At 68.8% G+C, this 23,836-nt stretch carries 18 protein-coding genes; 9 read left to right on the top strand and 9 right to left on the bottom strand.

Annotated features, from left to right (window positions below; all coding sequences use genetic code 11):
• Positions 1 to 205 precede the first annotated feature (205 nt).
• Positions 206 to 3,343 carry an isoleucine--tRNA ligase gene (gene ileS, locus ABD858_RS08295; RefSeq protein ID WP_345035548.1) on the bottom strand — a complete coding sequence of 1,046 codons (3,138 nt, stop codon included), beginning with the start codon at positions 3,341 to 3,343 and terminating at the stop codon, positions 206 to 208.
• A 538-nt stretch (positions 3,344 to 3,881) separates the two neighbouring features.
• Positions 3,882 to 4,091, bottom strand: coding sequence for a hypothetical protein (locus ABD858_RS08290; protein WP_345035547.1), 210 nt, complete (start codon positions 4,089 to 4,091; stop codon positions 3,882 to 3,884).
• A 41-nt stretch (positions 4,092 to 4,132) separates the two neighbouring features.
• Between ABD858_RS08290 and ABD858_RS08285 the strand changes: the two genes are divergently transcribed.
• The 4 genes from ABD858_RS08285 to ABD858_RS08270 all read left to right on the top strand — a co-directional run bounded on the left by ABD858_RS08285 (position 4,133) and on the right by ABD858_RS08270 (position 8,114).
• Positions 4,133 to 4,825: a TraR/DksA family transcriptional regulator gene (locus ABD858_RS08285; RefSeq protein WP_345035546.1), complete on the top strand. Its 693-nt coding sequence runs from the start codon at positions 4,133 to 4,135 to the stop codon at positions 4,823 to 4,825.
• Between the two features lie 58 nt (positions 4,826 to 4,883).
• The gene (lspA, locus tag ABD858_RS08280; RefSeq protein ID WP_345035545.1) at positions 4,884 to 5,447 is read left to right on the top strand and encodes a signal peptidase II; all 564 of its coding nucleotides are present in this window, start codon (positions 4,884 to 4,886) and stop codon (positions 5,445 to 5,447) included.
• Positions 5,448 to 5,464: 17 nt separating this feature from the next.
• On the top strand, positions 5,465 to 6,406 hold the full coding sequence (locus ABD858_RS08275) for an RluA family pseudouridine synthase (RefSeq protein ID WP_345035544.1): 942 nt from the start codon (positions 5,465 to 5,467) through the stop codon (positions 6,404 to 6,406).
• Between the two features lie 121 nt (positions 6,407 to 6,527).
• The gene (locus ABD858_RS08270; protein ID WP_345035543.1) at positions 6,528 to 8,114 is read left to right on the top strand and encodes a Na+/H+ antiporter; all 1,587 of its coding nucleotides are present in this window, start codon (positions 6,528 to 6,530) and stop codon (positions 8,112 to 8,114) included.
• Between the two features lie 21 nt (positions 8,115 to 8,135).
• Here ABD858_RS08270 and ABD858_RS08265 read toward each other — a convergent pair whose 3' ends face one another.
• Positions 8,136 to 9,167 (bottom strand): mechanosensitive ion channel family protein, encoded by a 1,032-nt coding sequence (locus tag ABD858_RS08265; protein WP_345035542.1) that lies wholly within the window; start codon positions 9,165 to 9,167, stop codon positions 8,136 to 8,138.
• A 30-nt stretch (positions 9,168 to 9,197) separates the two neighbouring features.
• Between ABD858_RS08265 and ABD858_RS08260 the strand changes: the two genes are divergently transcribed.
• Together ABD858_RS08260 and ABD858_RS08255 are read left to right on the top strand one after the other, a co-directional pair.
• The gene (locus ABD858_RS08260) at positions 9,198 to 9,767 is read left to right on the top strand and encodes a dienelactone hydrolase family protein (protein WP_345035541.1); all 570 of its coding nucleotides are present in this window, start codon (positions 9,198 to 9,200) and stop codon (positions 9,765 to 9,767) included.
• Positions 9,768 to 9,979: 212 nt separating this feature from the next.
• Entirely contained in the window at positions 9,980 to 10,510 is a 531-nt protein-coding gene (locus ABD858_RS08255; RefSeq protein ID WP_345035539.1) for an SMI1/KNR4 family protein, read from the top strand.
• Here the strand turns inward: ABD858_RS08255 and ABD858_RS08250 are convergent.
• On the bottom strand, positions 10,505 to 11,578 hold the full coding sequence (locus ABD858_RS08250; protein WP_345035538.1) for an IS110 family RNA-guided transposase: 1,074 nt from the start codon (positions 11,576 to 11,578) through the stop codon (positions 10,505 to 10,507). The genes ABD858_RS08255 and ABD858_RS08250 overlap by 6 nt on opposite strands.
• A gap of 253 nt (positions 11,579 to 11,831) precedes the next feature.
• Here ABD858_RS08250 and ABD858_RS08245 point away from each other — a divergent pair, with 253 nt between their 5' ends.
• Complete coding sequence (locus tag ABD858_RS08245) at positions 11,832 to 13,046, top strand: RNA-guided endonuclease InsQ/TnpB family protein (protein WP_425586172.1); 1,215 nt, start codon at positions 11,832 to 11,834, stop codon at positions 13,044 to 13,046.
• Between the two features lie 389 nt (positions 13,047 to 13,435).
• Here ABD858_RS08245 and ABD858_RS08240 read toward each other — a convergent pair whose 3' ends face one another.
• The 4 genes from ABD858_RS08240 to ABD858_RS08225 form a co-directional block, all read right to left on the bottom strand.
• The gene (locus tag ABD858_RS08240) at positions 13,436 to 14,422 is read right to left on the bottom strand and encodes a zinc metalloprotease (RefSeq protein ID WP_345035535.1); all 987 of its coding nucleotides are present in this window, start codon (positions 14,420 to 14,422) and stop codon (positions 13,436 to 13,438) included.
• 823 nt (positions 14,423 to 15,245) lie between these two features.
• The gene (locus ABD858_RS08235; protein WP_345035534.1) at positions 15,246 to 16,058 is read right to left on the bottom strand and encodes a thioredoxin domain-containing protein; all 813 of its coding nucleotides are present in this window, start codon (positions 16,056 to 16,058) and stop codon (positions 15,246 to 15,248) included.
• A gap of 56 nt (positions 16,059 to 16,114) precedes the next feature.
• Positions 16,115 to 16,801, bottom strand: a complete 687-nt coding sequence (locus ABD858_RS08230) for a hypothetical protein (RefSeq protein WP_345035533.1) — start codon at positions 16,799 to 16,801, stop codon at positions 16,115 to 16,117.
• Between the two features lie 75 nt (positions 16,802 to 16,876).
• Positions 16,877 to 18,202: a DUF2252 domain-containing protein gene (locus tag ABD858_RS08225; RefSeq protein ID WP_345035532.1), complete on the bottom strand. Its 1,326-nt coding sequence runs from the start codon at positions 18,200 to 18,202 to the stop codon at positions 16,877 to 16,879.
• Between the two features lie 215 nt (positions 18,203 to 18,417).
• Here ABD858_RS08225 and dnaE point away from each other — a divergent pair, with 215 nt between their 5' ends.
• Entirely contained in the window at positions 18,418 to 21,957 is a 3,540-nt protein-coding gene (gene dnaE, locus ABD858_RS08220; protein ID WP_345035531.1) for a DNA polymerase III subunit alpha, read from the top strand.
• A 176-nt stretch (positions 21,958 to 22,133) separates the two neighbouring features.
• On the opposite strand, the gene ABD858_RS08215 is transcribed toward dnaE, so the two are convergent.
• On the bottom strand, positions 22,134 to 22,328 hold the full coding sequence (locus tag ABD858_RS08215) for a hypothetical protein (protein ID WP_345035530.1): 195 nt from the start codon (positions 22,326 to 22,328) through the stop codon (positions 22,134 to 22,136).
• A gap of 247 nt (positions 22,329 to 22,575) precedes the next feature.
• Here ABD858_RS08215 and ABD858_RS08210 point away from each other — a divergent pair, with 247 nt between their 5' ends.
• Entirely contained in the window at positions 22,576 to 23,826 is a 1,251-nt protein-coding gene (locus ABD858_RS08210; protein ID WP_345035528.1) for an NYN domain-containing protein, read from the top strand.
• The last annotated feature ends 10 nt before the right edge of the window (positions 23,827 to 23,836 follow it).

The raw sequence follows: 23,836 nt of genomic DNA, 5'->3' as shown, positions 1-23,836 counted from the left end.
GTTGTGGACCACCGGGCTGTACCCGGACAAGCCCGTCCGGCGTTTGAGGACGGACACATCGGTTGCCCTGACGGAGGGCGTTACCTTCCCGCCCGTCCTGGGGAGCACCTCTGGGGGAGGCAGCCGGGGAGTTCGAGGACACCGCCCGAAGGGCGCGCCGACGGCCCGGTCCCCTCCCAGGGGGACCGGGCCGTCGGGTCGTGCGTTACGCCTTGCGGAGGCGGAACGCGAGGGACAGGCCCTCGTCCGTGAACGGGGCGCCGTACGATTCGTCCGCCTCGCCCGATGCGAAGTCCGGTGCTAGGACCTCGTCCGCGATCAGGGCCGCGTGCTCGGTCAGGGCCTCCGTGGTCTCCTCGGACGTGGAGGACCACCGCACCGCGATACGGTCCGAGACGTCCAGGCCGCTGTTCTTGCGGGCCTCCTGGATCAGCCGGATCGCGTCACGGGCCAGGCCGGCCAGTCGCAGCTCCGGGGTGATCTCCAGGTCCAGCGCGACCGTCGCGCCCTGGTCGGAGGCCACCGACCAGCCCTCGCGCGGGGTCTCCGTGATGATGACCTCCTCTGGGGAGAGGGTCACCGTCTCGCCGTCGACGACGACGGAGGCGTTGCCCTCGCGGAGGGCGAGGGAGAGTGCCGCGGCGTCGGCCTCGGCGATGGCCTTGGCCACCGCCTGTACGCCCTTGCCGAAACGCTTGCCCAGGGCACGGAAGTTCGCCTTCGCCGTGGTGTCGACGAGCGAGCCGCCGACCTCGGAGAGAGAGGCCAGGGAGGAGACGTTCAGCTCTTCCGTGATCTGGGTGTGGAGCTCGGGGGAGAGGGACTCGAAGCCCGCCACCGCGACCAAGGCGCGAGAGAGGGGCTGACGGGTCTTCACGCCCGACTCGGCACGCGTCGCGCGGCCGAGCTCGACCAGGCGGCGGACCAGCAGCATCTGCTGTGACAGCACGGGGTCGATCGCGTCCAGGTCCGCCACCGGCCACGACGACAGGTGGACCGACTCCGGCGCGTCCGGGGTGACCGGGACGACCAGGTCCTGCCAGACCCGCTCGGTGATGAACGGGGTCAGCGGGGCCATCAGCCGGGTGACCGCCTCCACGACCTCGTGCAGGGTGCGCAGCGCGGCCGCGTCGCCCTGCCAGAAGCGGCGGCGCGAGCGGCGGACGTACCAGTTGGACAGGTCGTCGACGAAGGAGGAGAGAAGTTTTCCGGCACGCTGGGTGTCGTACGCCTCCATGGCCTGCGTGACCTGGTCGATCAGCGCGTGGAGCTCGCTGAGCAGCCAGCGGTCCAGCAGCGGCCGCTCGGCCGGGGCCGGGTCGGACGCGGACGGTGCCCAGTTCGAGGTACGGGCGTACAGGGCCTGGAAGGCGACCGTGTTCCAGTACGTGAGGAGCGTCTTGCGGACGACCTCCTGGATGGTGCCGTGGCCGACCCGGCGGGCGGCCCAGGGGGAGCCGCCGGCGGCCATGAACCAGCGGACCGCGTCGGCGCCGTGCTGGTCCATCAGCGGGATGGGCTGGAGGATGTTGCCCAGGTGCTTGGACATCTTCCGGCCGTCCTCGGCGAGGATGTGGCCCAGGCAGACCACGTTGTCGTACGACGACTTGTCGAAGACCAGGGTGCCGACCGCCATCAGCGTGTAGAACCAGCCACGGGTCTGGTCGATGGCCTCGGAGATGAACTGCGCCGGGTAGCGCTTCTCGAAGATCTCCTTGTTGCGGTACGGGTAGCCCCACTGCGCGAACGGCATGGAGCCCGAGTCGTACCAGGCGTCGATGACCTCGGGAACGCGGGTCGCCGTCTCCTGGCAGGTCGGGCAGGGGATGGTGACCTCGTCGATGAACGGGCGGTGCGGGTCCAGGCCGGACTGGTCGGAGCCGCTCAGTTCGGAGAGCTCGGTGAGCGAGCCGACGCAGGTGAGGTGGCCCTCCTCGCAGCGCCAGATGGGCAGCGGGGTGCCCCAGTAGCGGTTGCGGGACAGCGCCCAGTCGATGTTGTTGTTCAGCCAGTCGCCGAAGCGGCCGTGCTTGACGGAGTCCGGGAACCAGTTGGTCTTCTCGTTCTCCGCCAGCAGCCGGTCCTTGATCGCGGTGGTGCGGATGTACCAGGACGGCTGTGCGTAGTACAGCAGCGCGGTGTGGCAGCGCCAGCAGTGCGGGTAGCTGTGCTCGTACGGGACGTGGCGGAACAGCAGGCCGCGGGCGTCCAGGTCCTTGGTGAGGGCTTCGTCGGCCTTCTTGAAGAACTGGCCGCCGACGAGGCCGAGGTTCTCCTCGAAAGTGCCGTCCGGGCGGACCGGGTTGACGACCGGCAGACCGTACGCCCGGCAGGTCTTGAGGTCGTCCTCACCGAAGGCCGGGGCCTGGTGGACCAGACCCGTACCGTCCTCGGTGGTGACGTACTCGGCGTTGACGACGAAGTGCGCCTCGCTGTCGAAGGCGACCAGCTCGAACGGGCGCCGGTAGCTCCAGCGCTCCATCTCCGCGCCGGTGAACGTCTGACCGGTGGCCTCCCACCCCTCGCCCAGCGCCTTCGCCAGCAGCGGCTCGGCGACGACCAGCTTCTCCTCGCCGTTCGTCGCGACCACGTAGGTGACCTCGGGGTGCGCGGCGACGGCGGTGTTGGAGACCAGGGTCCACGGGGTGGTCGTCCACACCAGCAGCGCGGCCTCGCCCGCGAGCGGTCCGGAGGTCAGCGGGAACCGGACGAAGACCGACGGGTCGACGACCGTCTCGTAGCCCTGCGCCAGCTCGTGGTCCGACAGACCGGTGCCGCAGCGCGGGCACCAGGGTGCGACGCGGTGGTCCTGGACCAGCAGACCCTTGTCGAAGATCTGCTTCAGCGACCACCAGACCGACTCGACGTACTCCGGGTCCATGGTCCGGTAGGCGTCGTCGAGGTCGACCCAGTAGCCCATGCGCGTCGTCAGCTCGGCGAAGGCATCGGTGTGCCGGGTCACCGACTCCCGGCACTTGGCGTTGAACTCGGCGATGCCGTACGCCTCGATGTCCTGCTTGCCGTTGAAGCCGAGTTCCTTCTCGACGGCGAGCTCCACGGGCAGGCCGTGGCAGTCCCAGCCGGCCTTGCGGGCGACGTGGTAACCCCGCATGGTGCGGAAGCGCGGGAACACGTCCTTGAAGACGCGGGCCTCGATGTGATGGGCGCCCGGCATGCCGTTCGCGGTGGGCGGACCCTCGTAGAACACCCATTCGGGGCGGCCTTCGGACTGCTCAAGGCTCTTCTGGAAGACCTTGGCCTCGCGCCAGAAGTCGAGCACGGCGTGCTCGAGCGCGGACAGGTCGACCTGAGCCGGTACCTGGCGGTACTGCGGTGGTGTCATCGACGAGCTCCTCCAACGGGCTGTTGCTTCCGTCGGAGGGACGAGAGCCGTTGTGCGCTCCCGCGGTACCACCCTCCTTGGCCGCGGGTGGGCATCCCGCCCGTGGCCCCCTCATTCGGGTCGCGAAGCCGGTTCTACTGGCCGTTGCGGCTTTCTTCCGGCAGCTCCGGGGTGATGCTTCACACCGCGCTCGCCCCCGGGCTCGCACCGTCCCCGGGTCGCTCATGGCTGCGTACGACGCTACTCGTCCCCATCCAAGCCTTTCGCTGCGCCCAGTGTACGGGCCCTCCCGGGCGGAGGCCGACCCGTTTTCCGGGCGCCCCCCGGGGCATGGCGCGGTGCCGCCCGATGACCCGAATGGCATACGCGCTCCGGATGAGTACGGTGCGGCCCACGAGGCGGATTACAGGGCCGAGAGCTGGGCACAACCGATGCAGGCTCGCCTCGCCGCGTACGGGGGTGGCCCGGACCGGCGGCGTGCCCCGTTGCCGCGGGGCTGGGGTCGATTTATCGTCCCAGCACCGATTCGCGAGCAAGATCACAAAATGTGAAGGGGCCGCGGCATGGTGGCGAAGAAGACCGCCGTAAAGAAGACGGCGCCCGGCAAACCCACTGCCACGGCCGCGGCCGAGGAGGTGGCGGGGAGGAAGAGCACGGCCAGGGCCAGGAACTCGTCGGCGGTCGGGTCGGCCACGAAGAAGCTCGCGGGCGGCGGGAAGGCGGCCCCGGCCGCCACGGCCGTGGACAAGGCGCCGGCGGCACGAGGTGCGGGCAGGAGAGCCGCGGCAGGTGCGGCAGCCGGTGTGGGGGGGCCCGGCCACGCGGTCCGGAAAGGCCCCCGCCGGGAAGGCATCGGCGGGGGCGGGCGCGGGCAAGAAGGCCGGGGCGGGAAGGGCGGCCGCCGCCGGGAACTCCGGCGCCGCGAAGAAGGCCGCGAAGAAGGCCGGGAAGACGAGGGCCGCGGCCGAGGCCGCTGAGCAGACAGGAGCCAGGAAAGTGGTTGTGAAGAAGACCGCGGGCGGCAGCGCGACGAAACCGACGGAGACACCGCTGCCCAAGGCCCGTATCGCCATGGCAGCCGCTGCGGAAGAGCTCCAGGTCCGGCCGGGGGAGGACCCCTGGACTCCCGAGGAGGTCGCCGAGGCCCGCGCCGAGCTGAACGGCGAGGTTCAGCGGCTGTGTGCGGAGCTGGAGCACTCCGAGGAGGCGATCACCGGTCTGATGCGGGACTCCGGGGACGGGGCCGGCGACGACCAGGCCGACACCGGCGCCAAGAACATCACGCGTGAACACGAGCTGGCCCTCGCCGCCAACGCCCGCGACATGCTGGTCCAGGTGGAGCGGGCCCTGGGACGGCTCGACGCCGGGACGTACGGGCTCTGCGAGAGCTGCGGCACGCCGATCGGCAAGGCACGCATGCAGGCGTTCCCGAGGGCGACCCTCTGCGTGGAGTGCAAGCAGAAGCAGGAGCGGCGCGGCTGACCCGCACGTGTGTGCCGTACCCTCGTGCACAGTCAGGTACCTAGGTTGAGGGACTCACGTGGCAGAGGCGGAGCGCATCATCGGTACGCCGGATGTTGAGGGGGCGGCCCCTGAGGAGACGGAGGCACAGCCCCGGGGCAGGCGCAGGGTCCTTGTACTCTTCGCCGTGGCCGTCGTTGCCTATGCCCTGGACCTCGTCAGCAAGCTGATCGCGGTGGAGAAGCTCGAGAACCACCCTCCGATAGAGGTCATCGGCGATCTGCTGAAGTTCGAGCTGGTGCGCAATCCCGGTGCCGCCTTCGGCATCGGCGAGGCCTTCACCGTGATCTTCACCATCATCGCGACCTCCGTGATCGTCGTCATCGCCCGTATCGCGCGCAAGCTCTACAGCCTGCCCTGGGCCATTGCGCTCGGTCTGCTCCTCGGCGGGGCGCTCGGCAATCTCACCGACCGGATCTTCCGCTCACCAGGCCGCTTCGAGGGCGCGGTGGTCGACTTCATCGCGCCGGCGCACTTCGCCGTCTTCAACCTCGCCGACTCGGCGATCGTCTGCGGCGGCATCCTGATCGTCATCCTGTCGTTCCGCGGGCTGGACCCCGACGGGACCGTCCACAAGGACTGACAGGGCATACTCGACGGGTGAGCACGATTCCCGAGATCCGTACGCTGCCCGTTCCCGATGGCCTGGAGGGCGAGCGCGTCGACGCCGCCATCGCCCGTATGTTCGGGTTCTCCCGTACGAAGGCGGCCGAGCTGGCCGCCGCCGGGAAGGTCCTGGTCGACGGCTCCGTGGTCGGCAAGTCCGAGCGGGTCACCGGCGGCGCCTGGCTCGAGGTCGAGATGCCCGCGCCCGCCGCGCCGGTGCAGATCGTGGCCGAGCCGGTCGAGGGCATGGAGATCGTGCACGACGACGACGACATCGTCGTGATCGTCAAGCCGATCGGCGTCGCCGCGCACCCCAGCCCGGGCTGGACCGGCACCACCGTCATCGGCGGGCTGGCCGCCGCCGGGTACCGCATCTCCACCTCCGGCGCCGCGGAGCGCCAGGGCATCGTGCACCGGCTGGACGTCGGCACCTCCGGGTTGATGGTCGTCGCCAAGTCGGAGCGCGCGTACACGCTGCTCAAACAGCAGTTCCGGGAACGTACGGTCGACAAGCGCTACCACGCGCTGGTGCAGGGCCACCCGGACCCGCTGAGCGGCACCATCGACGCGCCCATCGGGCGGCACCCGAACCACGACTACAAGTGGGCGGTGACCGCCGACGGCAAGCCGTCCGTCACGCACTACGACCTCATCGAGGCGTTCCGGGCCGCGTCGCTGCTCGACATCAAGCTGGAGACGGGCCGTACGCACCAGATCCGCGTCCACATGTCCGCACACCGGCACCCGTGCGTGGGCGACATGACCTACGGTGCCGACCCGACCATGGCGAAGCGGCTCGGCGTCGGACGGCAGTGGCTGCACGCGGTGCGTCTCGGCTTCGAGCACCCGGCGGACGGCCGGTGGGTCGAGTTCGAGAGCGCCTACCCGGAGGACCTGCAGAAGGCCCTCGACCGGGTGCGGGCGGAGAGCGCGTGACCGACCCCTTCGACGTACGGTCGGCGGCCGACGCCGCCGACCGCGCGATGCGCCGCGTGCTCTAGGGGGTGTCCGGCGCGGCAGCCCCGCGTCGGGGGGCGCGGCGGGGCACGCTTGCGGCGTGGAGCAAATGGCGCTGCTGTTCGTACTGCTGCTCGGGGCCCTGGTCACCGTACCGCTGGGGGACCGGCTGGGGCTGCCCGCGCCCGTGCTGATGACGATCGCCGGAATCGTGCTCGCGCTGCTGCCGTTCGTGCCGAACGTCCAGATCAATCCGGACTACATCCTTCCGCTGGTGCTGCCCCCGCTGCTCTACGCCGCCGTACAGCGCACCTCCTGGAGACAGTTCGTGGCCAACCGACGGCCGATCTTCCTGCTCGCGGTCGCCCTCGTCTTCATCACCACGGCCGCCGTCGCCGTCGTCGCGCACGCCGTCGTACCAGGACTGCCGATCGCCGCGGCCGTGGCTCTCGGCGCGCTCGTGGCACCGCCCGACCCCATCGCGGCGACCGCGGTCGCCGGATCGCTCGGGCTGCCGCGCCGACTGGTGTCGATCCTGGAGGGCGAAGGGCTCTTCAACGATGTGACAGCCATCGTGCTGTACCGCGTCGCGATCGCCGTGGTGGTGGGCGGGACCTTCTCCTGGGGAACGGCCCTGGGAGAACTGGCCCTCTCCGCGGGGGTGGCCGTGGTGGTCGGCCTGGCACTCGGCTGGATCTCCAACCGGCTCCTCGGACTGCTCGGCGACGCGACCCTCCAGATCGGCCTCACCCTCCTCGTGCCGTTCGTCAGCTACGTACTGGCCGAGGAACTCCTCGGCTCCGGTGTGCTCGCCGTCCTCACCACCGCCCTCTTCCTCGCCGAACACGCCGTGGACGCCGACGACGTCCTGGGGCGCCTCGCCGGGCACACCTTCTGGCAGATCGTCGACACCCTGGTCACCGGGGTCGCCTTCGGGCTGATCGGCCTCGAACTGCACAACGTCGTCGGCGCCGCCACCGGCCACGCGGCCGAGATGACCGGCTGGGCGGCGGCGGTCGTAGCGGTTGTTATCGGCGTACGGCTGCTGTGGCTGCTGCCCGCCACCTGGCTCGCCGAACGGCTGCACACCCGGCGCGACGTCGACGAGGAGATCCCGGTCAGCTGGCAGGAAACCGTCGTCATGTGGTGGTCCGGCATGCGCGGTGTGGTCTCCGTGGCACTGGCACTCGCCATTCCGCTGAAGAAGGCCGACGGCACGCCCTTCCCCGGCCGCGAGGAGATCATCTTCATCGCCTTCGGGGTCATCCTCTCCACGCTCGTCTGCCAGGGGCTCACCCTGCCCTGGCTGGTCCGGAAACTCGGTGTACGCGCCGACACGGACGTCGAGCGCGCACTGGAGCGCGAACTCGCCGTCCGCGCCGCCAGGGCCGCGAAGCACAGGCTCATGGAGATCGCCGAGGCCGAGGACATCCCCGAGGAGATCACCGAGCAGCTGGTGCGCAGGGCGTACGACATCGGGGCGAGGATCAGCCCCGACATGGTCGACGAGGAGCGCCGCGAGGCGCACGTGCAACGGCAGGCCAGGAACAGGCTGATGCAGCGCATCCAGCGTGAACTGCTCTCGGCGGCTCGCCACGAGGTGCTCGCGGCCCGCAGCGAACCGGGCAAGGACCCGGAGGTCGTCGACCGCGTACTGCGTCACCTCGACGTCCGCAGCCTGCGCTGAAAGGGGCGGCTTCCGCCGGCCTCAACCGCGGCCGGCCGGCGGCGCCAGGTGCGGCAGCGCGTCCGGATGGTGCTCGGTGAGCCACGCCAGCATCCGCTCCCGTACGGTGCAGCGCACCGTCCACAGGTCATCGGGATCCTTCGCGGTCACCACGGCACGTATCACCAGGGTGCTCGGTGTGGCGTCCGTGACGGCGAGGCTCCAGTCGCGACCGTCCCAGGCCGGGCATTCGCGCAGGATGTCGGGGAGGTGTTCACGCATCAGCTCCACGGGCGCCGCGTGGTCCAGGTGGCAGAAGACCGTGCCGGTCATCTGCACACCGCCGCGCGACCAGTTCTCGAAGGGTTTGCTGGTGAAGTACGACACCGGCATGGTGATCCGGCGCTCGTCCCAGGTCCGCACGGTCAGGAAGGTCAGCGTGATCTCCTCGACCGTGCCCCACTCGCCGTCCACGACCACCACGTCCCCGATCCGCACCATGTCGCCGAAGGCGATCTGCAGTCCGGCAAAGAGGTTGCCCAGCGTGGACTGCGCGGCGATGCCGGCGACGATGCCCAGCACACCGGCCGAGGCGAGCACCGAGGCGCCGATGGTCCGCATCGGAGGGAAGGTCAGCAGCATCGCCGCGATCGCGACCACCACGGCGATCGCCGTCACCACCCGCTGGATGAGCGTCACCTGGGTACGGACCCGCCGCACCCGGGCCTCGTCCGTGGCCCCGGCGGCGTACCGGGTGTACGTGGACTCGACGACGGCCACCACGATCCGGTCGACCAGCCAGGCGGTCGCCCCGATCAGCACCAGGGTGAGGAAGTGCCCGATCCCGGCCCGCTGCTCCTCCAGCACCCGCGCCTGCCGGTAGGTGCCCAGCAGCAGTGCCGTGAGAAGGACGAGTTGGAGCGGAGGGCGGCAGTTGCGCAGCAGCCCCCACAGCGGGGTCTCGCTGTGCCGGGTGGCGGCGCGCCGGAGCAGCAGGCCCGCCAGCCAGCCGACGGCCAGCGTCAGCAGGACCGAACCGCCGATCACGATCAACGGACGCAGCACGTTCTCCATACGCCAGACCGTAACTGGCACGATGGCCGCATGAACATCATCCTTTTCCATTCGACCTATGGTCTGCGCCCGGCGGTACACGAGGCCGCCGACCGGCTGCGGGCCGCCGGGCACGAGGTGCGGACCCCAGACCTCTTCGAGGGGCGCACCTTCGACACCCTCGAGGAGGCCCTGGCGTTCAAGGACGAGATCGGCAGGGAGGAACTGCTGCGCCGCGCGATCCTCGCCGCCGCCCCCTACTCGGAGCGCGGTCTGGTGTACGCCGGTTTCTCGCTGGGCGGCGCGATCGCGCAGAACCTCGCCCTGGGCGACGAGAAGGCCCGCGGTCTGCTGCTTCTGCACGGCACGTCGGACATCGCCGCGAACGCGTCCGTGGACGAGCTGCCCGTACAGCTGCATGTCGCGGATCCCGATGTTTTCGAGCCACACGACTGGCTGAACACCTGGTACCTGCAGATGCAGCGGGCCGGTGCCGAAGTGGAGATCCACCGCTACCCGGGCGCCGGACACGTCTACACCGACTCCGCGCTGCCGGACTACGACGAGGCCGCCGCCGAGCAGACCTGGAAGACCGCACTGGCCTTCCTGGACTCGCTCTAGCGGTGGCCTGGCGGCTGCCGGTTGCTCAGCCGGATGACGCTCGGTCAGGCCCGCGCCGGTCTGCCACTAGGTTCTAGCGAGGGAGTACCGGGCTTCAGCCCGGTAGGGAATCGCTTCTCAATACTGCTCTGACCAGTAGGTTAGAGCGGACGTGCCGTGTTGAAGCTCCTATAGATCGTCAAGCCCGTGGGTTGGGTCCGTAGGATGCGTTCGTGGCGGGGTTTGATGAGGTCAAGGCGACGTTCTGGGGCGAGGGGCTGTATGGGGTTCAGCCACCGTTGACCGACGCGGTCGTTGAGGACGCCGAGCGTCGGCTCGGTGTCCGCCTGCCGGCTTCGTTGCTGGAGATCCTGTGGGTCCAGAACGGCGGTGTGGTGGCGGACGCGTGGAACGCGTTCCCGACCGATGTGCCGACGTCGTGGAGCGAGAATTATGTGCCGCTCGACGAGATGATGGGTATCGGTCGTCACGACGGCCAGTTGTCGCTGCTGGACACGGCCTACTTGGTTGAGGAGTGGGGTCTGCCTTCGCCCCTGGTTCTGCTGTCCGGGGATGGTCACTGCTGGATTGCTCTCGACTACCGGGCCTGCGGGAAGGACGAGGAGCCGTCCGTGACCTGGTTCGACGTGGACGACAGCACGGAGCTCCCGCTGGCTGCGGACTTCCAGGCGTTCGTCGAGCGACTGACTTCGGCCGCGTCGCTCGATCTCGATCACACGGACGGCAACCCGTCGGCGTCATGATCTGGCTCCGGCCGAGCCTGCCGTGCTCACGGTACTGGTGCTCGTCAGGTGCCTGTAGACCTCGCGGGCAACGAACCTCTCGAGGCACCGCATGATGTCCTTGGCGGACATACCCTCGGCCTTGCGTCTGGCCACGTAGTCCCGTGTTCGCTGGTCATACTGCATGCGGACCAGGACGATGGTGTAGAGGGCGCTGTTGGCGTGCCGGTCTCCGCCGCGGTTGATGCGATGGCAGTTGGTGCGGCCGGACGAGGCCGGGACCGGGGCCGCGGCGCACAGGTGGGCGAAGGACGCTTCGGACCGGAGCGGGTCGGGGTTGTCTCCCGCGGTGATCAGCAGCTGGCCAGCCGTCTCCGTTCCCACTCCGGGCAGGGCGACAAGGCTGGGAGCGGCTCGTCTCACGAGGGGTGCGAGGTCCGCGTCAGCCTCTTTGATTTCTTGTTGCAGGGCCTGGTGGCGCCGGGCCAGGCGGCGGAGCGCTGTCTTGGCCGCGCAGGCCGGGTCCGCGAGGTCACCAGTCGGCCGGGTCCGGGCGAGGGTGCCGATCAGCAAGCCGGTGGGCAGCCCCCGAAGCTTGTCCCGCAGGGCGGAGGGCGCGGTGACCATCAGAGAGCGGATCTGGTTGATGGTCTGCGTCCGGGCCTTGACGGCGCGCTTGCGGACCACGCGCAGGGCGCGGATCGCTTCCACGATCCCGTCCCGGCTCTTCGGTGTTCCGCTCGCGCGGCCGGACAGGACCGCGGTGGCCGCCGCATAGGCATCGATCGGATCGGACTTGCCGTGGGCCCGCCGGGCCTTTCGGTCCGGCCGGTCGACCTCGACGACCGTGATGCCGCTGGCGGTCAGGAACCGGGCGAGTTCGGCGCCGTAGGCGCTGGTGCCCTCCATCCCGACCGCGATGACGTCACCCTGAGCACGCAGCCAGGCCAGCAGCTGTTCGTAGCCGGCCGAGTTCGTTTCGAACGGCTGCGTGTCCAGGTGGCGGCCGACCGAGTCGATCACTGCGGCTTGGTGGACGTCCGTGTGAGTGTCGATACCGCCGATCACCGCTATCTCGGGCGTTGTCATGCTCGGCTTTGCCGTCCTTCCGTATGGGCACCGGATCAGCGTGTGCTGCCCGGGCCGACGGACAAGACAGTGATGAGGCTGGTGGCCAAGCTCCTATGAGGTCACGGACACCCGCGAGCACACGCGGTGGCGTCGCCCGGCGGCCGACAATTCAACAGACGGACAGCCGAAACGTCAGTCAGACCCGGAGTCAGACCCCCGAACGACGCCAAGGACATCCTCACTGTCAGACCCGCCGACTAGGGTGGTCGTCGTGCAGCTTCGTTACCAGTTCCGCGTCTACCCGACGCCCGGTCAGCGCATTCGCGCGGCCAGGGTGTTCGGGTGCAGGCGTGTGGTCTGGAACGATGCGTTGGCCCGGATCAAGCCGGTCAAGGCGTCGAACAAGCTGCTCGGGAATCCGAAGGACCGGCTCGCCCACGGCCCGTACCAGTTGGTGCCGAAGAGTCCGGGCCTGGCCAAGACGCTGATCACCGAGGCGAAGAAGACCCCCGAGCGGGTGTTCCTCATCGATGCGCCGGTCGGCGTTCTCCAGCAGACCCTCCGGGATCTGGACGCGGCGTGGAAGGCGCACGAGGATTCCAAGACCGGCAAGCGGAAGGGACCGAAGGTTGCCCCGCCGAGGTTCAAGTCCCGCAAGGACAACCGGCAGGCTGCCCGGTTCACCCGTTCCGACCGGTGGTCGATCACCGAGGACGGCAAGCTGAGGTTGCCGAAAATCGGCGGCCTCAAGGTGAAGTGGACCCGTGATCTGCCGTCCGAACCCAGCTCGGTGACGCTGGTCAAGGACCGTTCCGGCCGGTACTGGGCGAGCTTCGTAGTGGAGACCGACCCCGCCGCCGACATCCTTTCGCCCACCGACGGCGACCAGGGCATCGACCTGGGCCTGACCCGGTTTGCCGTGCTCGCGGACGGCTCGCACATCGCCTCGCCGAAGTACCTGCGCCGGGCGGAGAAGAAGCTGAAGAAGCGGCAGCGTGAGCTGTCGCGGAAAAAGAAGGGCAGCAGCAACCGGGACAAGGCCCGGATCAGGGTCGCCCGCGCACACGCCGCCGTGGCGGATGCGCGCCGCAACTTCCATCACCAGTGGTCTCACAAGCTGACGAGCGAGAACCAAGCCGTCTTCACCGAGACCCTGAACGTGTGTGGACTGGCGCGTACCCGACTGGCCAAGAGCGTGCACGACGCGGGCTGGGCACAGTTCGTGATGTTCTGCGAGTACAAGGCGATCCGGCGCGGACGCTCCTTCGCCAAAGTCGCCCGGGGCTTCCCCAGCTCTCAGATATGTTCCGCCTGCGGACACCGCGACGGACCCAAGCCGCTCCATGTCCGGCAGTGGACGTGCCCGAACTGCGGCACCCGGCACGACCGGGACTTCAACGCGGGCAAGAACGTCCGATACGAAGGCCGCCGCATCCTCGCGGCGGCAGCACCATCCACCCCAGGACCTGGGGCCCGACGCCGGTAACGGCGGCGGTAAACGCCTGCGGAGCGCACGTAAGACCAGGCAGCAGCCCGGCAGCGCGCACAACCCCCACCTCGCGTGGGGAGGAGTCAGGAACCCATCCGTAGTGGGTGGTCCTCACCTATGAGGACCACCCACAGACGGAGAATCCTCGCCCTTCAGGACGATGGAGGAGGTCAATGTCGTGCTTCTTCGGCCCTGTCAGTCTTTCATCTCCTGAGGGAGTTCATCGGTCCACCTGGCCTCGGTTACGGTTTCGCGCTGGTAGACGTAGCCCTCGGGCAGGCCTCGGGTGTGTACGCGCCGGCGGATCGCCTGCGCGGGAAGCGGTTCATACGCGGAACCGCCCGTGCCGACGGGAAGTCACGTCGACACGGGCGGAATCGATTCGATCAGGCTGCGCGGTAGGCCAGCCAGCTGTCACTCATGCGCTGCACCTGACCAGCGGTGAACTGGTACATGCAGCTGTCGTACGTATAGTCCATAAAATTGTGGATCGGGTCGACGCCCGCCTTGCTGGCGCACGAGTCGCGGCCCGTCGGACACTGGTACGCGGGGCTCGACTCGGCCGGGGTGTCGGCCACGTAGTCGCCGTTGCCCGTGCAGCCGCCCTGGAAGGTGTGGTACAGGCCCATCCAGTGGCCGACCTCGTGGGTGGCGGTGTCGCCCTCGTTGTAGTTGGTGGCGGAGCCGCCGGGCAGCGAGGAGTCGAGGATGACGACGCCGTCCATGGTCGGGGCGGACTTGTAGGAGCTGGGGAAGGTGGCCCAGCCGAGCAGGCCGCCGCCGAGGTTGGCGGTGTAGACGTTCAGCGCGCCGGCGCCGCCCTTGCGGAGCGCGGCCTTCATGTTCTTCTCGGCGGTGGAGCCGGACGAGAGGTTGTACCAGGCGGCGTTGTTCGTGTAGTCCGTGCCCGCCAGGGTGAACTGGTAGTTGGCGTTGGCATTGCCGGTGCCCTGGCCGCCGTAGGCGGCGTTGAGGACCGCCATCTGGTTGTTGATCGCGGTGGCAGAGAGCTTTCCGGTCGTGCCGTCGTGGACGACGTGGAAGTAGACCGGGATGGTCGTCACGGCGGCGAGGGTGGCGCCCTGGCCGGCCGAGCGCTTGGCCTCCAGTCTCTTCTTCAGGTCCGCGTCCATGGCCTTGGCCTTGGCCTCGGTGACCTCGTTGGGCTCGGCGGCATGGTCGGTGCCGGTCGGGCGGGCCTTACGGGCAACGGCGCTGGTGTCCTCGGCGCACTTCTCGGCGGAGGCCGGCGCCTGGGCGGCGGCGATGCCGCTGGGCGCGGAGAGTGGGGCAAGGGCCAGAGTTCCGGCCATGAGTGCCGTTCCGAGCGCACGGTTGCGCAGACGCGGCGATATACGGACAAGAGCACGCATTGGTGACTCCTCGTGGGGGTGTGGGGGAGGTACTTCCTCGCACCGTCGGGGAGATTACGTGGCCATGTCAGAAATGAAAGAGAAGTGAACAAGCCCAATCGATCGACGGACAATTGGGGGAATGCCGGGAAAACCCTTCGACGCGTTCCGGGTTCCGAGATGTGGATGTAACGCACGCGGTTACTGCGACGGGTGGTGTGTCCTGCTTCGGGCGTGCGGAACACGCCGCCCGTCGTCGGTATGTGATCGTCCGTTAATCAGCGGGAGTTGGCCGAAAGTCGACGGTCAGCGTACCGGTGAGTACACCCGCTCGACCTTCTGCGTTCCACTGCGCGTCCGGTACGAGCGCGCCCGGGCGCTCGTCGTGTCCGCGCGTCGGCGGAGGCGGCGGGGGCCGTGGCGGCGGCCAGGGCGGGAGCGGCGACAGCGGTGGCGGCAGCGGCCCGGACTACCGTGCGGCGGCTGGGAGTTGAGGAGAGATGACTGGTCACGGGCGCCCACCCTACTGGCCGGTAAGCGAACAGGCAGACGAACATTAAAAGTTCGCCTGCCTGTGTCGGGCCTTGTGAAGTGCGTCAGCGTCGGCGAGTGAGCCGAAGAGGGCGCGCCTCCGCCGAAAGGGAGTGGGGGTACCCCTGGGGGCACCCCCCGGCGGTAGCTGGGGGAGCGCGGAGGGTCGCGAGGGCTTGCGCCGATATGCGGCTCCGCCGCGTGGGCGACCCGAGCACGACCGACCGTCGGCAGAGGCTTGACCAGGCGCCCCCGTGGGGGTCCCCCCGGACGAAGTTCGGGGGAGAACCGAGCCCCCCCGAAAAGGGGAACGTCAGCTCTTGAGCGCCTTGTCGATCGCGGTGCTGAAGTCCGCCACCGTCATCGGGGTGTTGTCAGTGCCCTCCGAGGTGATCTTCTTGCCGTCCATCTTGAGCGTGGGGGTGCCGGTCACTCCGCTCTTGTCGAACTTCTTCGACATCTCCAGCGCCCACTTGTCGTAGGTGCCGTCCTTCACGTCCTTCTGGAACTGCTTGTTGTCCTTGAGCGCGGACACGGAGTTCGCGATCTCGATGAGGTAGTCGTCCTTGGCGAACTTGTCGTCGTTCTCCTCCGGGTGCCACTTGGGGGAGTAGAGGGCGGCCTTGTACTCCACGAAGGCCTCGGTGCTCACATTGAGCGCCGCGCCCAGCGCGCTCATCGCGTTCTTGGAGCCCTCGCCGGCGGTCGCGTTGTCGAGGAAGGTGGCGCCGACGAACTGCACCTTGTACTTGCCGGCCTCGACGTCCTTCCTCATCGTCTCGCCGATCTGCTGCTCGAGGGTGGAGCAGATCGGGCAGCGCGGGTCCTCGTAGATCTCCAGTGTCTTCTTGGCGTCCTTCTTGCCTATGACGACGGTGGTGCCGTCCGCGCCCTCGGTGTTGGCGGGCTTGACGAGCTTCGCGTCCTTGGCGGCCTCCCAGGCGGTCGGCTTGTTCAGCTGCATGACCGCGTAGCCGACACCGCCGGCGAGGGCGAGAACACCTACGATCGACGAGGCGACGACGATCTGCCGGCGCATCTTGTCCTTCTTGGCCTGGCGCTCGCGCTCCGCGCGCAGCCGCTCGCGGGCGGCTGCCTTGTTGGCCTGGCTGTTGCGGTTGCTCATGGTGCTTCACTCCGTGTGATGACGTTCGTACGGAAAACGGGGGATGACTGTCGTGCTCAGGCGAGAACCAAGGCCGAGCAGGGTGGTCCCCGTCGTCCGACGGAGTGCACGAGGAGCAGCGTGCGGGAGAAGGCGCGGCCACGGTCCGCCGGCCGCACTCCGGGGTGTACGGCCCGGTGCGGCGCGGCCGTCGCCGCGACCGCGACGAGCAGCGGCCGGAACGCGAAGGCGGCCACCGCGCGCAGCATCCGGGCGACCGAGGCCTCGCCCTGGCGCAGCCAGGCGGCGGAGAGCAGCCCGACCGAGACATGGACGGCGAGCAGCAGCCAGGGGAGTGCGGGGTCGGCGGAGTTCAGCAGGGCGGCCACGCCCTCCTTGGGGTCCGCGACCCCGGGCAGCACGCTGCCCGCGCTGCCGCCGCAGAAGACGTCGACGCCGACCGAGCGCAGCGAGCCCTCGACGGGGCCGCCGGCCGGGCCGTAGCAGGCGTGCTGTCCGGTGGTGAAGACGGTGTCGGCGGCCAGTTCCAGCGGGACGAGTACGGACGCGATCGACCAGTAGCCGCGCTCCCGGCCGGCCAGAGCGTAGGCGATGACGAAGACGGCGACGGAGACCGCGGCGACGGTGGCCATCGGCAGCGGGACGTGGGACAGCAGCACATGGGCAGCCGCGGACAGCGTCACGACCAGTGCCGTGAACAGTGCTGCCCGTAGTGCCCTCAACTGCGTTCCGGATGCGTCCATCGCCGAGAGTGTGCCATGGGGGGCCGTAAGCGGTCCTTAAAGATCATTGAAGATGCTTGAGCTCCCCGGGGATCCTCACAGTCCGGGGATGCGTCCGTTGCGGAACAGGTCGACGAAGATCTGGTGGTCGGCCCGGGTCCGCGCGCCGTACTCGTGTGCGAAGTCCACCAGCAGCTGCCCGAAGCCCTCCTCGTCGGCGGCGATCGCCGCGTCGATGGCCCGCTCGGTGGAGAACGGGACCAGGGAGTGGCCGTTCTCGTCGTCGGCCGCGGCATGCATCGTGGCGGTCGCCCGGCCCAGGTCGGCGACGACGGCGGCGACCCGCTCCGGGTCGTCGATGTCCGACCAGTCGAGGTCCACGGCGTACGGCGAGACCTCGGCGACCAGCTGACCGGTGCCGTCCAGTTCGGTCCAGCCGAGCCAGGGGTCGGCATGGTCCTGGAGGGCGCGCTGGGAGATCACCGTGCGGTGGCCCTCGTGGCGGAAGTAGTCGCGCACCCGCTGGTCGGTGATGTGCCGGGAGACCGCGGGGGTCTGGGCCTGCTTCATGTAGATCACGACATCGTTCTCGAGGGCGTCGCTGTGGCCTTCGAGCAGGATGTTGTACGAGGGCAGTCCGGCGGAGCCGATGCCGATGCCGCGGCGGCCGACCACGTCCTTGACCCGGTACGAGTCGGGGCGCAGCAGGCTGGACTCGGGCAGGGTCTCCAGGTAGACGTCGAAGGCGGCGAGGATCTTGTACCGGGTGGCCGCGTCCAGGTCGATCGACCCGCCGCCGGGCGTGAAGCGGCGCTCGTACTCACGGATGTCGGTCATCGAGTCGAGCAGCCCGAAACGGGTGCGGGTGCGGGCCGAGCGCAGCGCGTCCAGCAGCGGGCCCTCCGCGGTGTCCAGGGTGAAGGGCGGTACGTCGTCGTCCTGGGCGCCGGTGGCGAGGGCGTGGATGCGCTCGCGGTAGGCGGCGGCGTAGATCCGCACCAGCTCGGTGATCTGCTCGTCGCTGAAGGCCTTGGCGTAGCCGATCAGCGCGACGGAGGCGGCGAAGCGCTTGAGGTCCCAGGTGAAGGGGCCCACATAGGCCTCGTCGAAGTCATTGACGTTGAAGATCAGCCGGCCGTTGGCGTCCATGTACGTGCCGAAGTTCTCGGCGTGCAGATCGCCGTGGATCCAGACCCGGCCGGTGCGCTCGTCCAGGTACGGACCGCTGTCCTTTTCCTGCTCGAGGTCGGTGTAGAAGAGGCAGGCGGTGCCGCGGTAGAAGGCGAAGGCGGAGGCGGCCATCTTGCGGAACTTGACCCGGAAGGCCGCCGGGTCGGCGGCCAGTAGCTCGCCGAAGGCGGTGTCGAAGACGGCGAGGATCTGCTCGCCGCGCTGCTCGGCGGTGGACGTCTGACCCGGCATCGCGGGGTGCCTCCTGGTACATGACAATTGGGACAGGTGTTCCAAGTCGCTCAACGCGTGACCGTACGCGTGAGTGCCCGCGGGTTGTCACTGTGGAGACGTAGACTTCCACGCTGACCCCCAGACCGTCCGCAGCGCGCCATCAACCGCCCTCGCTCGACCACCACCCCTCATCGAGGCGCTGCGCACCACAGTTCCCTTCGGAGGCTCACGCCGTGACCAAGCCGCCCTTCACGCACCTTCACGTTCACACCCAGTACTCGCTGCTGGACGGTGCCGCGCGGCTCAAGGACATGTTCAATGCCTGCAATGAGATGGGCATGACGCACATCGCCATGAGCGACCATGGCAACCTTCACGGCGCGTACGACTTCTTCCACTCCGCCAAGAAGGCGGGGGTGACGCCGATCATCGGTATCGAGGCCTATGTGGCCCCGGAGTCCCGGCGGAACAAGCGCAAGATCCAGTGGGGCCAGCCGCACCAGAAGAGGGACGACGTCTCCGGTTCCGGTGGTTACACCCACAAGACGATCTGGGCGGCGAACAGCACAGGTCTGCACAACCTCTTCCGGCTGTCCTCCGACGCCTACGCCGAGGGATGGCTGCAGAAGTGGCCCCGGATGGACAAGGAGACCATCGCCCAGTGGTCCGAGGGCCTGATCGCCTCCACCGGCTGCCCCTCCGGCGAGCTGCAGACCAGGCTGCGCCTCGGCCAGTTCGACGAGGCCCTGAAGGCGGCCTCCGACTACCAGGACATCTTCGGCAAGGACCGGTACTTCCTGGAGCTGATGGACCACGGCATCGAGATCGAGCGCCGGGTCCGGGACGGTCTGCTGGAGATCGGCAAGAAGCTGGGCATCCCGCCGCTGGTCACCAATGACTCGCACTACACGTACGCGCACGAGGCCGGCGCGCACGACGCGCTGCTGTGCATCCAGACCGGCAAGAACCTCTCCGACCCGGACCGCTTCAAGTTCGACGGCACCGGCTACTACCTGAAGTCCACGGACGAGATGTATGCCATCGACTCCTCGGACGCCTGGCAGGAGGGCTGCCGCAACACCCTGCTGGTCGCCGAGCAGATCGACACCACCGGCATGTTCGAGAAGCGCGACCTCATGCCGAAGTTCGACATCCCCGAGGGCTACACCGAGGTCACCTGGTTCCGCGAGGAGACCATGCGGGGCATGGAGCGCCGGTACCCCGGCGGCATCCCCGAGGACCGGATGAAGCAGGTCGAGTACGAGATGGACACGATCATCTCGATGGGCTTCCCCGGCTACTTCCTCGTGGTCGCCGACTTCATCATGTGGGCCAAGAACCAGGGCATCGCGGTCGGCCCCGGCCGAGGCTCCGCGGCCGGCTCGATCGTCGCGTACGCCATGGGCATCACCGACCTCGACCCGATCCCGCACGGCCTGATCTTCGAGCGCTTCCTCAACCCCGAGCGCATCTCGATGCCCGACGTCGACATCGACTTCGACGAGCGCAGGCGCGTCGAGGTGATCCGGTACGTCACCGAGAAGTACGGCGCCGACAAGGTCGCCATGATCGGCACGTACGGCACCATCAAGGCCAAGAACGCGATCAAGGACTCGGCGCGCGTCCTCGGCTACCCGTACGCGATGGGCGACCGCCTCACCAAGGCCATGCCCGCCGACGTCCTCGGCAAGGGCATCCCGCTCTCCGGCATCACCGATCCCTCCCACCCCCGGTACTCCGAGGCGGGCGAGATCCGCGGGATGTACGAGAACGAGCCGGACGTGAAGAAGGTCATCGACACCGCCAAGGGCGTGGAGGGCCTGGTCCGGCAGATGGGTGTGCACGCCGCCGGCGTGATCATGTCCAGCGAGACCATCACCGACCACGTCCCGGTCTGGGTCAGGCACACCGACGGCGTCACCATCACCCAGTGGGACTATCCGAGCTGTGAGTCGCTCGGCCTGCTGAAGATGGACTTCCTGGGCCTGCGCAACCTCACGATCATGGACGACGCAGTCAAGATGGTGAAGGCCAACAAGGGGATCGACATCGACCTCCTGGCCCTCCCGCTCGACGACCCCACGACCTTCGAGCTGCTCCAGCGCGGTGACACCCTCGGTGTCTTCCAGTTCGACGGCGGGCCGATGCGTTCGCTGCTGCGGCTGATGAAGCCCGACAACTTCGAGGACATCTCCGCCGTGTCGGCCCTGTACCGGCCGGGCCCGATGGGCATGAACTCGCACACGAACTACGCGCTGCGCAAGAACGACCAGCAGGAGATCACCCCGATCCACCCGGAGCTGGAGAAGCCGCTCGAAGAGGTCCTGGCCGTCACCTACGGACTGATCGTCTACCAGGAGCAGGTGCAGAAGGCCGCCCAGATCATCGCCGGCTACTCGCTCGGCGAGGCCGACATCCTCCGCCGCGTCATGGGCAAGAAGAAGCCCGAGGAGCTGGCGAAGAACTTCACGATCTTCCAGGCCGGCGCCCAGAAGAACGGCTACAGCGACGAGGCCATCCAGGCCCTGTGGGACGTGCTGGTCCCGTTCGCCGGCTACGCCTTCAACAAGGCGCACTCCGCCGCGTACGGACTGGTCTCGTACTGGACCGCCTACCTCAAGGCGAACCACCCCGCCGAGTACATGGCGGCGCTGCTCACCTCCGTCAAGGACGACAAGGACAAGTCGGCGGTCTACCTCAACGAGTGCCGCCGCATGGGCATCAAGGTGCTGCCGCCCAATGTGAACGAGTCCGAGTCGAACTTCGCCGCGCAGGGCGACGACGTGATCCTCTTCGGCCTCACAGCCGTGCGGAACGTCGGCCAGAACGTCGTTGACTCGATCATCAAGTGCCGTAAGTCGAAGGGGAAGTACACCTCCTTCCCGGACTTCCTCGACAAGGTCGAAGCGGTCGTCTGCAACAAGCGCACCGTCGAGTCGCTGATCAAGGCCGGCGCCTTCGACGAGATGGGCCACACCCGCAAGGGCCTCACCGCCCAGTACGAGCCGATGATCGACAATGTGGTCGCGGTCAAGCGCAAGGAGGCCGAGGGGCAGTTCGACCTCTTCGGCGGGATGGGCGAGGAGGAGAGCAGCGAGCCGGGCTTCGGCCTGGACGTGGAGTTCTCCGATGTCGAGTGGGAGAAGTCGTATCTGCTCGCCCAGGAACGCGAGATGCTCGGCCTCTACGTCTCCGACCACCCGCTCTTCGGAATCGAGCACGTCCTCAGCGACAAGACCGATGCCGCCATCGCCCAGCTCACCGGCGGTGAACACGCGGACGGCGCGGTCGTCACCATCGGCGGCATCATCTCGGGCCTCCAGCGGAAGATGACCAAGCAGGGCAACGCCTGGGCCATCGCCACCGTCGAGGACCTGGCCGGCTCCATCGAGTGCATGTTCTTCCCGGCCACCTACCAGCTGGTGTCCACCCAGCTCGTCGAGGACGCCGTCGTCTTCGTCAAGGGACGCCTCGACAAGCGCGAGGACGTGCCGCGGCTGGTGGCCATGGAACTGATGGTCCCCGACCTGTCCTCGGCCGGTACCAACGCTCCTGTCGTCCTCACCATCCCCACGGTGAAGGTCACCCCGCCCATGGTGAGCCGGCTCGGCGAGATCCTCAGCCACCACAAGGGCAACACCGAAGTACGGATCAAGCTCCAGGGCCCGCGCACGACCACGGTGCTGCGCCTCGACCGGCACCGGGTGCAGCCCGACCCTGCGCTCTTCGGAGACCTCAAGGTGCTGCTGGGCCCGTCCTGTCTGGCGGGCTAGGGCTGTGACCGGAAAGGTTTGCCGGGAAGCTCACGGCTCCCCCAGCTACCTTTGGGGGCGCCCCCAGAGGTAGCTGGGGGAGCGTCGCGAGCCGGTGCACTACTAGGAGCTGCCGGTACTCATGCGTGAGGGGCACGCCCGCGTCCGGGCGTGCCCCTCGTACGTTCCTGAGAGCGTCAGTTGTGGCCGAAGCGCTTCTGCCGCCCCTTGTGGGCGACATTCGGCGTCACCTGCGACTGCCGCTGCTCGGCCTGTGCCTCCATCGACGAGGACTTGGCCTGCTCGGCGCCTCGTTCGGCGGCCGTGGAGCGGGTGGCGGCTGTGGAGCGGGGCTGCTGCTTAGTACGCGGCTGGTTCCTGTTCTTGGCCATGGTGTGAGCCTCCTGAACGGATTAGGGGCCAGGGCCGCAACCAGCCAAACACACCACGACAAATAACGCATTTCGGATCATTACCCCGCGTAGCTGTGCGTAAGGGAAGCCAAGTAAGCGGCACTTCGGAATCCGCCACGCCGATGATCGAGTTCCGGCCGTCAACCCCCGCGTATTCGGGCAGACTCGAAGGACACCCGAAATCGCAACCTGGAACCGCATCCAGGAACGCATCCCGGAAAGAGGGGTGGAACGCGTGGACCGCTGCGTCGTCCTGGTGGACGCCGGCTATCTGCTGGGCGCCGCCGCGAGTCTTCTCGCCGGAGAACCGGCCCGCTCCCGCATCACCGTCGATCATGCCGCCCTGATCCAGGGGCTGCGGGAACGCGCCGAGGCGGACACCGAGCGGCCGTTGCTGCGCATCTACTGGTTCGACGGCGCCCCCGACCGGGTGCCGCAGCCCGAGCACCGGCGGCTGCGCGTCATGCCGCGCGTGACCGTAAGGCTCGGCGCCCTCACCCGCAGCGACGGACGCTGGGCGCAGAAGGGCGTCGATGCCGCGATGCACGCCGAACTCACCGAACTGGCCAGAAACCGCGCCTGCTCGGACGTGGTGCTGGTGACCGGCGACGGTGATCTGCTGCCCGGCCTGATGTCCGCCAAGGAACACGGCGTGGCCGTCCACCTGTGGGCCGTGCAGGCCGCCGACGGCGACTTCAACCAGTCCGAGGACTTGGTCGCCGAGGCCGACGAGCGCCGCGTCCTCGACCGGGCCTGGATCAGCCAGGCGGTACGGGCCAAGGAGTTCACCGTCTGCGCGCCCCCGCCCGCCCCCCGTCCCGAGATCGCCGCCATCCTCTCCGCGCCGCTTCCCGAGTCCGCGCTCGCCTCGGCCGAGCGCGCCGCGGAGGAGGCCGAGGCCGCGCGCAACGGCTCGGACCCGGCGGCCGCCGCCGCGTCCGCCACCGAGGCCGACCGGACCCCGGCCGGCCCCAAGGGCGTACCCACCCCCAAGGACCTGGCCGCCCTGCGCGGCCCCGGTACGCAGGCGCCGGCCGACCGGCCCCCGTCGAGCGCGACCCTGCGCTGGTCCTCCGACAGGGGCTGGATCGAACGCCCCGCCGGTGCGCTCGGCGAACCCTCCGAATCCGCGTCCCTGCCCACGCTGGCCCAGCTCACCAGCGCGGAGCAGCGCTGGGCCGACCGCGAGGAGGACATCACCACCGTCGGCGGCGACCCCTACGAGGTCGGCCAGGTCTTCGCCCGGCGCTGGATGGAACGGCTGCCCGACCCGGCGCACGTCCAGAAGCTGTCCTCGATGTACCCGCGCATCCCGCACCGCATCGACGGCGAGCTGCTGCGCTACGCCGCGCGGTTCGGGCTGCTCGCGCACAAGGACGACCAGATCGACGAGCACGACCGCTACGCGATCCGGGCCGGGTTCTGGCGTGAGATCGACGTCCGCGCGGCGACGCAGCACACTCCTGCGGGGGACTGACGTGGCCGCC

This window comes from Streptomyces sannanensis, assembly GCF_039536205.1.
In the GTDB taxonomy this organism is placed as follows: Bacteria; Actinomycetota; Actinomycetes; order Streptomycetales; family Streptomycetaceae; genus Streptomyces; species Streptomyces sannanensis.
Note: the sequence above shows the minus strand (reverse complement) of the source record. Positions and strands in the feature narration are given on the sequence as shown.